Genomic DNA, 13,687 nt, shown 5'->3' with positions numbered 1-13,687 from the left:
CATGCCTGAGGCAGTCATCGTCGCGACCGCCCGCTCCCCCATCGGCCGCGCCAACAAGGGATCGCTCAAGGAGATCCGCGCCGACGACCTGACCGTCCAGATGGTCACGGCGGCGCTGGCGAAGGTGCCGCAACTCGACCCGAACGAGATCGACGACCTGCTGCTCGGCACCGGCCAGCCGGCCGGCGAGCAGGGCTTCAACCTGGCCCGGGTGGTGACCGTGCTGCTCGGCCTCGACGGGGTGCCGGGCACCACCGTCAACCGCTACTGTTCGTCGTCGCTGCAGACCACCCGCATGGCCTTCCACGCGATCAAGGCCGGAGAGGGCGACGTGTTCGTCTCGGCCGGCGTCGAGTGCGTGTCACGGTTCGTCAAGGGCGCCGCCGACTCGTGGCCCGACACCCGCAACACCCGGTTCCTCGACGCCAAGGGGCGCACCGACGCCGCCGCCGCGGGCGGCACGCCCCCGTGGCACGACCCCCGTGAAGACGGCCACGTGCCCGACATCTACCTGGCGATGGGCCAGACCGCCGAGAACGTCGCCTCCTCGCGGGGCGTCAGCCGCCGCGAGCAGGACGAGTTCGGCGTGCGTTCGCAGAACCTCGCCGAGAAGGCGCTGGCGAACGGCTTCTGGGAGACCGACATCACGCCGGTCACGCTGCCCGACGGCACCGTCGTCAGCACGGACGACGGCCCCCGCGCGGGCACCACCTACGAGGCGGTCTCGCAGCTCAAGCCGGTCTTCCGCCCCGACGGCACGGTCACGGCGGGCAACTGCTGCCCACTCAACGACGGCGCCGCCGCCGTGGTGATCATGAGTGACGTCAAGGCCGCCCAGCTCGGCATCACCCCGCTGGCCCGGATCGTGTCGACCGGCGTCACCGGCCTGTCGCCCGAGATCATGGGCCTGGGCCCGGTCGAGGCGTCGAAGAAGGCGCTGGCCAAGGCCGGCATGGCGATCGGCGACGTCGATCTGGTGGAGATCAACGAGGCGTTCGCGGCCCAGGTGATCCCGTCGTACCAGGACCTCGGGATCGACCTCGACCGGCTGAACGTGAACGGCGGCGCCATCGCGGTCGGCCACCCCTTCGGGATGACCGGCGCGCGCATCACCTCGACGCTGCTCAACAGCCTGCGTTTCCACGACAGGACCATCGGCCTGGAGACCATGTGCGTCGGCGGCGGCCAGGGCATGGCGATGATCGTGGAGCGACTCTCCTAACCGTGGAAGTCGGGACCGGCCTTGGTCACGGTGACGCGAATGATCACTCGCCGGTCCCGCTCCATCGCGGCGCGGTAGTCGTCCCAGTCGGGGTGTTCGCCGCTGATGCCGCGGTAGTAGTCGACCAGGGGTTCCATCGCCTCGGGCAGCGAGACCACCTCGGCCGTGCCCTCAAGCTGGAGCCACTGGCCGTAGAAGGCGTCGGTCATGACGGTGATGACGACCTCGGGGGTCTTCCGCACGTTCCGGGTCTTGACGGCGGTCTCGCGGCTGCTGATCACGACGTGGTCATCGGCGTCGACCCCGACCGTGACGGGTGACGACTGGATGCGGCCGTCGGGGTAGCGGGTGATCAGAACCGCGCGGTGGTTGGCCCGGACGAACTCCAGGGCCTTGCTGATGTCCATGGACACAATGATGCGCCCGCGCCGGAGGGGGCGCGGGCGCTGTGAAGACCTGTTAGAAAATGTGGCCGCGTCGGCGTCGCTCGTGCTCCAGCACGATGGCGGCGGCGTAGCCGTGGGTCAGCCCGTGTTCGTCGGCGAGCCAGTTGGCACGCTCGTCGCAGCGAGAGAACGACGGACCGTTGTCGATGGCTTGAAACCACTCGGGGAGTTCGCGTCCGGTGATCGTGGGGACGCGGGCGATGAGCTTTGTTTGGGTCTCCGGTGAGTGGTTCAACGACATAAGCACCTCCACGGATAAGGCTCTTTGAGTCGACACTGCCTCACGGCCAGGGGCTTGACAAGACCCAACAGACATCTCTTCGTTACGAATTGTTGATCTTTTGTTCCTCGCCGTACAACGAAAACGCCCCCGGCGAGTGGCCGGGGGCGCGCTTTCCGTCGTTGGATCAGTCGTCGCCGGAGAAGTACGACAGCAGCCGCAGGACCTCAAGGTAGATCCAGACGATGCTGAGCATCAGGCCGAAGACGAGCAGCCAGGACGTGCGCTCGGGGGCGCCGGCCTGGACCGCGTGGTTGATCTCGTCGAAGTCGAGCAGCAGGAAGAACATGCCCAGCAGGATCATGCCGACGCTGAACACGATCGCCAGCGCACCGCCGGACCGAAGACCCAGCCCGCCCGGCACCCAGATGCCGACCAGCATGTTGACCAGGATCAGGCCGATGGCGCCGATCGCGGCGCCGATCACGAACTTCGCGAACTTGGGCGTGGGGCGGAAGATGTTCAGCGCGTAGACCGCGAGAACACCCAGGACCGCCATCATGGTGCCGACGATCGCCTGGAGGACGATGCCGTTGCCGAATCGTGCCGCGAAGACCAGGCTGATCCCGGCCAGCGCGACGCCTTCGAGCACCGCGTAGGCCAGGATGAGCGCCGGGTTGGTGCTCTGCTTGAACGTGATGACCAGACCGAGGATCAGCGCGGCGATGACCGCCACGACCGCGATCCCGATCGGGACCTCCATCACCCAGGCCACGCCCGCGGACGCGAGCAGCGTGCCGAGGACGATGAAGCCCTTCATGACGACGTCGTCCATCGTCAGGACGCGGCCCACGGGGGTGGGCGGCGCATAGGCCGGCTGGTTGTACATGTCCTGCAAATGCTGGGGGCTCGGCGTCGGCCCCGACCACTGTCCTTGGCCGACCGGGCCACGCCGACTGAAAATCGGGTTTCTGCTCTCCACCGTGCCTCCACGATGCGGTTTTAATGATCAGCTATTTCGCCATGGTCCCGTGGGTTGGTAAAGCCCGCAAGACCAAGGGATGGTTCTCACCGTCTCCTCAACGAGTGATCCGCCGGGGAAGTTCCGGGGTGCTGAAGGTGGTTTTCGGCACGGATGATGTGAATGATCGCGTTGATCAGAGCCAGGTGGGTGAACGCCTGCGGGAAGTTCCCCAGCTGCCGGCCGCTGACCGGGTCGATCTCTTCGGCGTAGAGGCCGAGCGAGCTGGCGAACGAGAGCAGCTTCTCGCACAACCGCCGGGCCCGCTGTAGCTCCCCGATCTCGGCCAGGGCGCTGACCAGCCAGAACGAGCAGATCGTGAAGGTGCCCTCCTCGCCCGCCAGGCCGTCGTCGGTCTCCTTGGTGCGGTAACGCAGCACCAGGTCGTCGACCGTCAGGTCGTCGGCGATGGCCAGCACGGTCGCCCGCACGCGCGGGTCGTCGGCCGGCAGGAACCGCACGAGCGGGATCAGCAGCAGCGAGGCGTCGAGCGCGTCGGTGGCGTAGTGCTGCCGGAAGATCCCGTTCTCGCTGACACCGTTGGTGCAGATGTCGTCCTTGATCTCGTCGGCGACCGCCTGCCACGTCTTGGCCAGCTCGGGTTCGCCGCGCAGCTCGGCCAGCCGGGCGCCGCGGTCCATGGCCACCCAGCACATGACCTTGGAGGAGGTGAAGTGCTGCGGCTCGCCGCGCACCTCCCAGATGCCCCGGTCGGTCTCGCGCCAGTGCTTCATCGCGGCCTCGACCTGCCGGACCAGGATCGGCCAGATCCGGTCGTCGAGCCGGTCGCGCGACTTGATGTGGATGTAGAAGGAGTCGAGGACCGCGCCCCAGACGTCGTTCTGCCGGTGGTCGAACGCGCCGTTGCCGATGCGGACCGGCTTGGCGCCCTCGTACCCTTCGAGGTGGTCGAGGATGCGCTCGGTCAGGTCGCGTTCGCCGTCGACCCCGTACATGATCTGGAGTTCTTCGTCGCGCTCGGCCACGTCGGCGATGAACCAGAAGAAGTCGTCGGCCTCCCAGTCGAAGCCGAGCGTGTAGAGGCCCCAGAGCGCGAAGGTCGAGTCGCGCACCCAGGAGTAGCGGTAGTCCCAGTTGCGCTCGCCGCCCGGGGTCTCCGGCAGCGAGGTCGTGGCCGCCGCGACCAGCGCTCCCGTGGGGGCGAAGGTCAGCCCCTTCAGGGTGAGGGCGCTGCGCTCCAGGTAGCCGCGCCAGGGGTGGTCGGGGATGTCGCCGCGGGCCAGCCAGTGTTGCCAGTGGTGCGCGGTCCAGACGAGCCGTTTGTAGGCGTCGTCGTAGGTGTACGGGGGTTCGTGCTCGGTCCAGGTGAGCGCGACGAAGTGCGTCTCCCCTTCCTTGATCAGGGTGCGGGCCATGGCGCGGCCCGCCTCGAAGCCCAGCCGCATGTCGGTGGTGAGCCTCAGCTTGAGGTCACTGCCCTCCGCGGTCGCCAGTCCTTGGTGGTAGCCCCTACCTGTGTATGACCAGTTCACGGGCTTACGGCCGTAGTCGAGGACCGGTTCGCAGTCCAGTGTGATCTGCAGTTCGCCCGACACGCAGCGGACCGTCCGGAGCAGGACGTGGTCGCTGTCGTAGTCGGTGGGCGCTCTCCGGTGGGTGTGGGAGAGCTCGTTCTCGTGGTGCCAGGGACCGATGAGCAGGACGTCCCTGACGATGATCCAGCCCTGAGGGGTGCCCCAGGAGGTCTCCAGCACCATCGTGCCCGGGAGATATCGGCGGGCGGCCGGGACGTACGTGTCGGCCGGGCCGAGCCGGAACCGCCCCGCGCCCCGGTCGAGCACCGCGCCGAAAACCGACGGGGAGTCGAGCCGTGGCAGGCAGAGCCATTCGATGTTTCCGCTGCTCGCGACCAGTGCGGTCACTTCACAGTCGGAGAGGAAGCCGTAATCCGCGATAGGGGGAAAGGGGGAAGATCCGTGAAGAGTGTCCATGTTCCACCCGTCCAGTCGCCGTACCGTGTTCCGAGCTACGATACGCCGCGATCAACGCCAACAAGATCATTTCCCGCCGACTCGCGGCAGGTTCTCCCCGTTGGCCGAAAGGACGAGCCGGCGGGCCCGGACGTGACCGTTCGGGTCAGGTCGCGGACCGGTGCGGTGACCAGACTTCTGCCGTATGTCACGGCTATCCCCCCGGCCACGCATCGTGGCTCTCGACGTCATCCGCGGCTTCGCGCTCTGCGGGATCCTCGTCGCCAACGTCCGGCCCATCGCCACCACGGTCGGGCTGCTGCCGCCCGACGGCGGGCCGCCCACCACGGCCGACCTGTGGCTCGGACTGCTGGTCGACCATCGGTTCTTCCCCATCTTCTCACTGCTGTTCGGAATGGGGTTCTGGCTCCTCTACGAGTCGGCGGGCACGCGGGTGGTGCTGGCGCGGCGGCTCCTGGCGCTGCTGGTGCTCGGTCTGGCCCACCGGCTGCTGTGGAACGGCGACGTCCTGACGATCTACGCCGCCGCCGGGCTGGTCGTCCTGCTGCCGTCGACGTGGTTGCCCCGCCGGGTGGTCGCCGTGGCCTCGGTGGCGGCGCTGGGCCTGGCGCTGTTCCTCGGCGGCGGGATCCTGGTGGTCCCCGGGTTGTTCCTGCTGGGGTCGGCGCTGGTCCGCTACGGGGTGGCCGACCGGCTGGACGCGTCGGCCCGGGTTCCGGCGATCGTCGGCGGGGTGGCGCTGGTGCCGGCCGTCGTACTGGGGTACCTGCAGGCGTCCGACGTCCGGTTCTTCACGGCCGCCGGGCTGGCGACCGCCGTCGTCTACGTCTGCCTGTTCCTGGTGCTGCTGCGCGGCCCTCTCCGGAGGTTCCTGTACGCCCTTTTCGCGCCTCTCGGCCGGATGGCGCTGACCGACTACCTGACGGCGACGCTGCTCGTGCTGGCGCTGCGGCCGCTCGTCGGCGGCACGGCCGAGGACTGGTCGACGGCCACGGTGCTGGGCATCGCGGCGGCCGTGCTGTCCGTGCAGTGGGTGTGGTCGACGTTGTGGTTGCGGCGTTTCCGGCAGGGACCGGTCGAGTATGTGTGGCGTCTGGCCACCTATCCGAGACGGGCCCGTCACGGTATTGATCGATCCCATGAGGGATCGGTTGAGGGCGTGGCTGCCGAGCGGGTCGCTGGGACTGGCGCTGACGTTCCGCGGGGTGGTCGACTGGGTCACCGAGGGTAGCGCGATCTCCTTGGCGGTCCATCTCGTCGGTGCGGCCGTCGTCGTGGCCGTCGTGCGCGGCCTCCAGTCGCGGAAGGCCCGGCGGGTCATCGCCGGAGCGCTGGAGCCGGTGGGCCGTCCGGCGCCCGGCCGGAGACGCGACGGGGAGTCGTGGCGGCTCGCCGACTGGTGCGACGGGCCGGCGACGGCGTCGGTGCTGGCGGTCGCCGGTCCTCCGGGGGCGGGCAAGTCGCGGCTCATGCGGGAGTTCGCCCTCGGCCGCGGCCCGAAGTGGCGGACCGGCCTGCTCCGGCCCGGCGCGGGCCGCGACCTCCTGCGGGCGCTCCAGAACGTGGGACGGCCGACGCTGATCCTGGTGGAGGAGGCCGACCTCCGGGACGACCTCGACGCCCTGCTCGCGGAGCTGCGCGCCTACCGGGGGACCACGACGGTCCGGCTGCTTCTCGAAGTCCGGCGGCCCTGCGGCGTCGAGCAGGTGGTGCGCCTGTCGGGGCCCGATGGCGTGGTGAACGCCCGGGACGCCGATCCGCTGGACGACGTGGTCGCCGCCGCGTTGCTGGTGGGGGCCCGGCCGACGCTGCTGCGGCGGATCCCGGAGCTGGCCGGCCGGACGGCGGCCGAGCTGGAGTCGCTGGCGGAGTGGGCCGCCGAGCGTCCGCCGCGCCCGGTGCCGCTCGCGGGGCGGCTGCTGGCGGAGTTCGCGGCCGCCCGTCCCGGGCTCGTCGACCGCCTCACCCGGGACGTGTCGGTCAAGCAGGCCCGGCGGGCGTTGTGGTGGCTGGCGCTGATCGCGGACGAGTGCCCCGAGGCCGCCGAGGCGTTCCTCCGGCTGGCCGCCTCCCGGCCCGAGCTGCTGCCCCGGGCGGTCCGTTGCCTGGTGGGCGAGGGTCTGGCGAAGCCGCTGGCCACGCTCGTGGCGGCCAGGGAATGGACCCCGGCCGAACTTGACGCGATGGACTCGCCCGATCTGCCTGACGCGGTCAGATCAGCGCTCCGGGGCCGCCGCCTGGACGGAACCTGGGAGAAAGGGACGGCCACCAAAGTGACTGATGTTACTTGACGGTTCTCACGGTCGGCTTGGCGGAAATTTTACCGCTCCACATGGAACCATTCCGGGACATGCCCCGACGGGCAGGTGATCACACGTGGCCCGCCCGGACCCAGACCGGCCGGAATTGACGCCGGAGACATCGCCGATCACCTTCACACCACCTCCCACCTGCGAAAACTTGTCGACGGCAATTACCGAGACCCATGACCGGAAGAATCAGCGGAAAACGATTCTTGGTGAATTCAGAATCGCCTTGTCAATGCCTTTCACCAGTGGGCGACAGAATCGCTCCAACGGTATTCTCCGAGCTCGCGAGAAAGGTCGCGCCCGCGGAACGGTCCCGGACGCGCCCCTGGTGCCCCCATCCATGATCAGGGATTTATCAGGCACCCCTTAGCAACGTTTTCCGCCTGCCGCCAGTACCGAAAGGGAAGCGACCCGCCTTCGGCCGCGAAATGGGATTCTCCCCTCGAAGCAAGGCCGTGCACGCGACTACACCCCCGGGAGCCCTCCTCGGCCCTGACAAAGATCGGCTCGCGACGCCCGCCGGAGGCTCGATCCGGCGTCCACAGAGGGGTTCCGGCCTTGACCGGAGCGCTGACGGCGAGGCGGACGATCATCGTCGCAGGTCGGTTCGCGGGCATTAACCGCGGCCATCCTGGAATCACAACGGCCCGCGACCGCATTTCTGCTGGTCACGGGCCGAATTACGCCACCAAACGGTGCCCCCGGCGGGACTCGAACCCGCACTAAAGCCCTTTTAAGGGGCTTGCCTCTGCCATTGGGCTACGGGGGCGCCGCGATCATACGTCACGGAGCGCACAACTGTAACTGGTGAGACCTTACGCCGCATCCCCCGTACGATCCATCAAACTGGGCGGCAATACAGTAGCAGGGAGAATGGCTAGCGAAACGGGATGAAACAACCATCCGCGTTCCCTTCTCGCCTTGCAATGTGATAACGGCCCGCGCCTGATGGTAGGCGCGGGCCGTTAACAAAGGGAGATGCCGGGGTTACCCGGCGGCAGCGGCTCTGAACTGGTCGCGGGGGTGCTCGATCTCACCGAGCGACACGGTCTCCCGGCGGAAGAACAACGAGAGGGTCCAGTCGGCCATGACGCGGACCTTCCGGTTGGTGGTCGGCACCCGCGACAGGTGGTAGGTCCGGTGCATGAACCACGCGGGCCAGCCGCGCAGCTTGACTCCGTAGACGTTCGCGACGCCCTTGTGCAGGCCCAGCCCGGCGACCGAGCCGACGTACTTGTGCTTGTAGTCCTTGAGAGGGCGTCCACGCAGGTAGGCGGTGACGTTGTCGCCGAGGACCCTGGCCTGGCGGACGGCGTGCTGGGCGTTGGGCGCGCAGTACTCCCCGGGGTGGGTGAGGTCGGGCACGCCCGCCACGTCACCGGCCGCGAAGGCGCCCTCGACGCCGCTGACGGTGAGCTTGGTCGTGGTCTTGACGCGGCCGCGCTCGTCGAGCGGGAAGTCGCCGGAGTTGACGATCGGGGCGGCCTTCACGCCGGCCGTCCACACGACCGTCGCCGACTCGAAGGCGTCGCCGTCGCTGGTCTCGACGTGGCCGCCGACGACCGAGTTCAGCCGGGTCGACATCTTCAGCTCGATGCCGCGCTCGCGGAGCTGCTCGGCGGTCCAGGTGCCCATCTCGGGGCCGACCTCGGGCAGGATCCGGTCGGTCGCCTCGATCAGCACCCACCGCAGGTCGCTCTTCTTGATCGACGGGTAGTAGGAGATCGCGTCGTCGGTCATGTCCTGGAGCTCGGCCAGCGCCTCGATCCCGGCGAACCCGCCGCCGACCACGACGAAGGTGAGCGCCCGGCGCCGCACCTCCTCGTCGTCGGTCGACTCGGCCCGGTCGAGCAGCGCCAGCACGCGGTTGCGCAGCGCGATGGCCTCGCCGACCGACTTGAACCCGATGGCCGCGTCGGCGAGCCCCGGGATCGGCAGCGTGCGGGAGACCGAGCCGGCCGCCATGACCACGACGTCGTAGCCGATCTCGCGGGGTTCGCCCACACTCGGCTCGAAGGTCAGCTCGCGCTGCTCGTGGTTGACCTTGGCGACCTTGCCGTTGAGGATCCGGACCTTGGGCAGGACGCGGCGCAGCGGCGCCACGACGTGGCGCGGCGAGATGCTTCCCGCGGCGGCCTCCGGCAGGAACGGCTGGTAGGTCATGTAGGACTGCGGGTCGATGAGGGTGATACGGACCGATCCGTTCCGCAGTTCGCGACGGAGGGTGCGCTGGAGCCGCAGGCCGGTGTACATGCCCACGTATCCACCGCCAACGATGACGATGTGCTTCGACGTGCGGTTCACCACGGATGCCCTTCGTGTGTCCGATCGCTTGTGAAAGCATTCACAAGCTACCTGAACAACACCGGGCGGGGCCAATCCCTTCCCAAGGCAACTTGACCGAACTTTCCAGTTCAGAAATTTCCGGTACGACTTGACGCGGGAATTTTGCCCAAACTTTCGGACGTGACCGACTTCACACATGTGAAGCAATTCACAATCCCTGTGACCAGCAAGAACACGGGCCGTCACAGGCTCGCGGCGCGGGTGAAGACGGCGTCGAGCATCGGCTCGGTGACACGGCCCGTGAAGGTGTTCTGCTGGCTCGGGTGGTAGCAGCCGATCAGCGTCGTCCCGTCGAGTGGCACCTCCACCCCGTGGCCGAACGCCGGACGCGGGGTCGGGAGCGGGTGGCCCACGGCCTTCAGAGCGGGCCAGATCGCCTGCCAGGCGAAACCGCCCAGGGCGACGATGGCGCGGGGGCGTACGAGACGAAGCTCCTGGAGCAGCCAGGGGAAGCAGTTGTCCCTCTCTCCAGGGGTCGGCTTGTTGGCGGGAGGCGCGCAGCGGACCGCCGCGACCATGCGGGCGCCGATCAGGCGCTGGCCGTCGCCCGCGTGCACGCTCGTCGGCTGCGCGGCCAGGCCCGTGCGGTGGAGGGAGGCGAAGAGCCAGTCGCCGCTGCGGTCGCCGGTGAAGATGCGGCCGGTGCGGTTCCCGCCGTGGGCGGCGGGGGCCAGGCCCACGATCAGCACCTTCGGGTCGTCGTCGCCCCAACCGGCGATGGGGCGTCCCCAGTAGGTCTCGTTCTGGTACGCCCTCCGCTTCACGTCGGCCACCTCCTCCCGCCAGGCCACCAGCCGGGGACAGGCCCGGCACACCGACTGGCGGGCGGTCAGCTCGCCGATCGACGGGCTGTGCGCGGCCAGGTCGGCCACCTCCGCCGGCGTGGTCGCGACGGGGGTCGAGGGCGTGGCCGGGTCGTCCGGCCACCCGGTGCCGGGAGGTACGAAACTCATGGCCCCAAGCGTGCCAGCGGAGGCGGCGGGGAAGGAAAGCGCCGTGTCCCTCCCTCCACTCTTCGGCCCCGCCTTCGACGCCGACCCCTACCCGGCCTACGACTGGCTGCGCCGCAACGCCCCGGTCACCAAGGTGCCGCTGCCCAGCTGCGAGGCCTGGCTGATCACGCGTCACGCCGACGCGGTGACCGCGCTGACCCATCCGGCGCTGGCCAAGGACCCGGCGCTGGGCTCCCCCGAATGGTTCCGCGCGCAACTCGGCCTCCCCCTCGACCACCGTTCGACGCTGGCCCGGCACATGCTGAACGCCGACTCCCCCGACCACCCTCGGCTGCGCCGCCTGGTCAGCGCCGCGTTCACGCCCCGGAGGGTGGCGAGCCTGCGGGCCAGGGCCGAGGAACTGACCGAGGGCCTGCTCGCCGTCATCGCCGCCAAAGACGAGGCCGACCTGATCGCCGACCTGGCCTATCCGCTGCCCATCGCGATCATCTGCGACCTGCTGGGCGTGCCCGAGTCAGAGCGGGCCACCTTCCACCGCCTGGCCGCGGTGATCGACTCGGCGGCGGCCTCGGAGATCGGCCAGATCGCGGCGGCGACCGACGGCATGGAGCGCTTCCTGGGCGACCTGGTGGCCCACAAGCGCACCCATCCGGGCGACGACCTGCTGACCGAACTGGTGCGACGCCCCGACATCAGCCCCGACGAACTGACCTCGACGGCGTTCCTGCTGCTGATCGCCGGGCACGAGACCACGGTCGCCCTCATCGGCAACGGGCTGCTGGCGCTCCTACGCAACCCCGGCCAGTTCGCGGCGCTGAAGAAGGACCCTTCGACGCTGCCCGACGTGATCGACGAGATGCTGCGTTACGACGGCCCCGTGCGGAACGCGACGTGGCGGTTCCCGACCGAGCCCGTCGTGATCGGCGGCCAGGAGATGCTCCCCGGCGAACCGATCCTGGTGTCGCTGCTGGCGGCCAACCGCGACCCGGAGGCCTTCGACGACCCCGACACGTTCCGTCCCGGCCGCGTCGACGAACCGCACCTGGCGTTCGGGCGCGGCGCCCACTACTGCGTGGGCGCGGCGCTGGCCAAGATCGAGGGCGAGGTCGCGATCGGCGGGGTGATCCGGCGCTTCCCCGACCTGGAACTGGCGACCGACGATCTGGTGTGGTGGCCGAGCAACATCATGCGCGGCCTGTTCTCGTTGCCGGTGCGCCTGAACACGTGAGACCTCAGGTCAGCGACCAGGCGATGCCGTCGAGGATGTCGTGCTCGCTCACGACCACCTCGGTGAAGCCGAAGTCACGCACGATCCGGTCGAGGATGAGCGCGCCCGCGCAGATCACGTCGACGCGGCCCGGGTGCATCACCGGGATCGCGGCCCGCTCCTCGCGGGTCATCGTGAGCAGCCGTTCGGTCACCTCGTGCACGTCCCCGGCCGGGATGCGCGAGTGGTGGATCTTCTCCGAGTCGTAGCGGGGCAGGCCGAGGGCGATCCCGGCGACGGTCGTCACCGAGCCGGCGAGGCCGACGAGGGTCCGGGCCTCGCGTACCGGGACCGTGTCGGCCACCACGCCCAGGGCGGCGTCGATGTCGGCCCGCATGGCGGCGAAGTCGCCGTCGTGGCGTTCGGTGAGGCGGACACAGCCGATGTCCATCGACCGGGCGCCCTTGACCGCCGACGAGCCGACGACGAACTCGGTCGAACCGCCGCCGATGTCGACGACCAGATAGGGTCCCTGCGGGTCGGAAATGCCCCTTACGGCCCCGTTGAAGGAGAGATTGGCCTCCGCGTCACCGGTCACCACTTCGGGCTCCACGCCGAAGATGGCGCGCACGCCGTCGACGAAGACGTCGCGGTTCCCCGCGTCGCGGGTGGCGGAGGTCGCGACGACCCGGGTCTTCACCGCGCCCTCGTCGAGGATCTCCGCGGCGTAGCCGCGCATGGCGGCGAAGGTGCGCTCCAGGGCCTCGGGGGCGAGCATCCCGGTCTTGTCGACGCCCTGCCCGAGCCGGACGATCTCCATCCGCCGCGCGACGTCGGTGAGCGTGTCACCTTCGACGTCGGCGATGAGCAACCGGACCGAGTTGGTCCCACAGTCGATGGCGGCCACACGTGTCACTATTCAACCCACCTCGTCGGCACCGGCGATCAGACCCGCCAGCATATGCGGCCAAGCTACCGGGCCACCGGGCGATCAACCGCCGCCGTTGGTCCTCCATGCCGCCCCGGGGTGGGCGGCGCCGTGACAGAAGACGGATCTCAGCAGACGCAGGGGCCCTCGGCCCACCACTCCGGCAGCGCGTCGAGCGCCTCGCGGCCGAACGGGTTGGTTCCCGGGGCGGCGAGTTCGTGGCCGACCAGCGCATGAAGGCACTTGACCCGGTCGGGCATCCCTCCGGCCGTCTGGGTGCCGCGGGGCAGGGGCTCCAGGCCGTCTTCGGCCGCGGCCTTGTCGCGGCGGGCCAGGTAGTCGTCGTGGGCGGCCTGGTAACGCGCCGCCAGATCGGGGTCGGCGGCGAGGCGTTCGCGCATCTCGGCCATGACGCCCTCGGCCTCCAGGGTGCCGATCGCCGAGGCCGCGCGGGGGCAGGTCAGGTAGAAGGTCGTCGGGAAGGGAGTGCCGTCGGGGAGGCGGGGTGACGTCTCGACCACGTCGGGCAGGCCGCACGGGCATCGGTGCGCGACCGCGCGCACGCCGCGCGGAGGACGGCCCAGTTGGGCCTCGACCGCCGCCAGGTCGTCTGGACTGACCCCGGACACTATCCCCCCATTTTCTTGCCTTCGCCCCGGTCGGCCGATTCGACCGACTGCCAGAGCGAGATGTACCACGGCGAGACGGCGGCCTTGCGCTGTCCGGCCGAGGCGGATGTCTTCGTTCCGTCGTCGAGGACCCCGTAGCAGTGGGCGCCGGGCTCGCAGAAATGCAGTTTCTCGCGGGCCTCGCGCTTGAGGTATTCGGGGTCTTCGAGTCGTTTGCGTTCCTCTTCGAGCGAGCGCAGGTCGGACAGGGCCCTGGCCTGCTGCTGTTCGAGTTGAGCGATCTGCCGCCGCTGGGCGAGGAACTCGCGCACAGGATAGGCCAGGCTCATCGCGATCGCGCAGACCACGACCGCGAGGATCGCGGCCCGGCCGGTGAGCTGCGGTCGTTTCGCCATCTGAACCCCGCTTTCCGGTAGGGCCCGCGCCGGGCGGACGCGGGCCGTACCGGTAGAAC

The 13,687-nt window shown here is 69.4% G+C and carries 13 protein-coding genes and 1 tRNA gene; 4 read left to right on the top strand and 10 right to left on the bottom strand.

Annotated features, from left to right (window positions below; translation table 11 throughout):
* Position 1 precedes the first annotated feature (1 nt).
* The gene (locus AW273_RS07510) at positions 2-1,222 is read left to right on the top strand and encodes an acetyl-CoA C-acetyltransferase (RefSeq protein WP_062346578.1); all 1,221 of its coding nucleotides are present in this window, start codon (positions 2-4) and stop codon (positions 1,220-1,222) included.
* On the opposite strand, the gene AW273_RS07505 is transcribed toward AW273_RS07510, so the two are convergent.
* The 4 genes from AW273_RS07505 to AW273_RS07490 all read right to left on the bottom strand — a co-directional run bounded on the left by AW273_RS07505 (position 1,219) and on the right by AW273_RS07490 (position 4,861).
* Positions 1,219-1,629 (bottom strand): PPOX class F420-dependent oxidoreductase, encoded by a 411-nt coding sequence (locus AW273_RS07505; RefSeq protein WP_062346576.1) that lies wholly within the window; start codon positions 1,627-1,629, stop codon positions 1,219-1,221. The two genes, AW273_RS07510 and AW273_RS07505, sit on opposite strands and share 4 nt — an antisense overlap.
* Positions 1,630-1,681: 52 nt before the next feature.
* On the bottom strand, positions 1,682-1,909 hold the full coding sequence (locus AW273_RS07500) for a DUF4287 domain-containing protein (protein ID WP_030451949.1): 228 nt from the start codon (positions 1,907-1,909) through the stop codon (positions 1,682-1,684).
* A 166-nt stretch (positions 1,910-2,075) separates the two neighbouring features.
* Positions 2,076-2,870 carry a Bax inhibitor-1/YccA family protein gene (locus AW273_RS07495; protein WP_062346574.1) on the bottom strand — a complete coding sequence of 265 codons (795 nt, stop codon included), beginning with the start codon at positions 2,868-2,870 and terminating at the stop codon, positions 2,076-2,078.
* An 86-nt stretch (positions 2,871-2,956) separates the two neighbouring features.
* Positions 2,957-4,861 carry a glycoside hydrolase family 15 protein gene (locus AW273_RS07490; RefSeq protein ID WP_062346572.1) on the bottom strand — a complete coding sequence of 635 codons (1,905 nt, stop codon included), beginning with the start codon at positions 4,859-4,861 and terminating at the stop codon, positions 2,957-2,959.
* Between the two features lie 184 nt (positions 4,862-5,045).
* On the opposite strand from AW273_RS07490, the gene AW273_RS07485 reads away from it, so the two are divergent.
* Positions 5,046-6,092 carry a DUF418 domain-containing protein gene (locus AW273_RS07485; RefSeq protein WP_083949574.1) on the top strand — a complete coding sequence of 349 codons (1,047 nt, stop codon included), beginning with the start codon at positions 5,046-5,048 and terminating at the stop codon, positions 6,090-6,092.
* A complete protein-coding gene (locus tag AW273_RS07480) occupies positions 6,001-7,152 on the top strand; it encodes a hypothetical protein (RefSeq protein WP_157555624.1) in 1,152 nt (383 codons plus the stop codon). The genes AW273_RS07485 and AW273_RS07480 overlap by 92 nt, the downstream gene beginning before the upstream one ends.
* Positions 7,153-7,866: 714 nt before the next feature.
* On the opposite strand, the gene AW273_RS07475 is transcribed toward AW273_RS07480, so the two are convergent.
* The 3 genes from AW273_RS07475 to AW273_RS07465 all read right to left on the bottom strand — a co-directional run bounded on the left by AW273_RS07475 (position 7,867) and on the right by AW273_RS07465 (position 10,469).
* Positions 7,867-7,939 (bottom strand) — tRNA-Leu (locus tag AW273_RS07475).
* Positions 7,940-8,157: 218 nt separating this feature from the next.
* Positions 8,158-9,423, bottom strand: a complete 1,266-nt coding sequence (locus tag AW273_RS07470; RefSeq protein WP_062346789.1) for an NAD(P)/FAD-dependent oxidoreductase — start codon at positions 9,421-9,423, stop codon at positions 8,158-8,160.
* A gap of 275 nt (positions 9,424-9,698) precedes the next feature.
* The gene (locus AW273_RS07465; RefSeq protein ID WP_062346568.1) at positions 9,699-10,469 is read right to left on the bottom strand and encodes a uracil-DNA glycosylase; all 771 of its coding nucleotides are present in this window, start codon (positions 10,467-10,469) and stop codon (positions 9,699-9,701) included.
* A 43-nt stretch (positions 10,470-10,512) separates the two neighbouring features.
* On the opposite strand from AW273_RS07465, the gene AW273_RS07460 reads away from it, so the two are divergent.
* Positions 10,513-11,697: a cytochrome P450 family protein gene (locus tag AW273_RS07460; protein WP_232327147.1), complete on the top strand. Its 1,185-nt coding sequence runs from the start codon at positions 10,513-10,515 to the stop codon at positions 11,695-11,697.
* A 4-nt stretch (positions 11,698-11,701) separates the two neighbouring features.
* Here AW273_RS07460 and AW273_RS07455 read toward each other — a convergent pair whose 3' ends face one another.
* The 3 genes from AW273_RS07455 to AW273_RS07445 form a co-directional block, all read right to left on the bottom strand.
* The gene (locus AW273_RS07455) at positions 11,702-12,592 is read right to left on the bottom strand and encodes a Ppx/GppA phosphatase family protein (protein ID WP_062346565.1); all 891 of its coding nucleotides are present in this window, start codon (positions 12,590-12,592) and stop codon (positions 11,702-11,704) included.
* Positions 12,593-12,732: 140 nt separating this feature from the next.
* On the bottom strand, positions 12,733-13,233 hold the full coding sequence (locus AW273_RS07450; protein WP_232327145.1) for a DUF501 domain-containing protein: 501 nt from the start codon (positions 13,231-13,233) through the stop codon (positions 12,733-12,735).
* Positions 13,233-13,628, bottom strand: a complete 396-nt coding sequence (locus AW273_RS07445) for an FtsB family cell division protein (RefSeq protein WP_062346563.1) — start codon at positions 13,626-13,628, stop codon at positions 13,233-13,235. The genes AW273_RS07450 and AW273_RS07445 overlap by 1 nt, the downstream gene beginning before the upstream one ends.
* Positions 13,629-13,687: the final 59 nt, after the last annotated feature.

It is taken from the genome of Herbidospora yilanensis (assembly GCF_001570565.1).
Taxonomy (GTDB): Bacteria; Actinomycetota; Actinomycetes; order Streptosporangiales; family Streptosporangiaceae; genus Herbidospora; species Herbidospora yilanensis.
The sequence above is the reverse complement of the archived record's forward strand: the minus strand, read 5'-3'. Positions and strand labels throughout refer to the sequence as shown.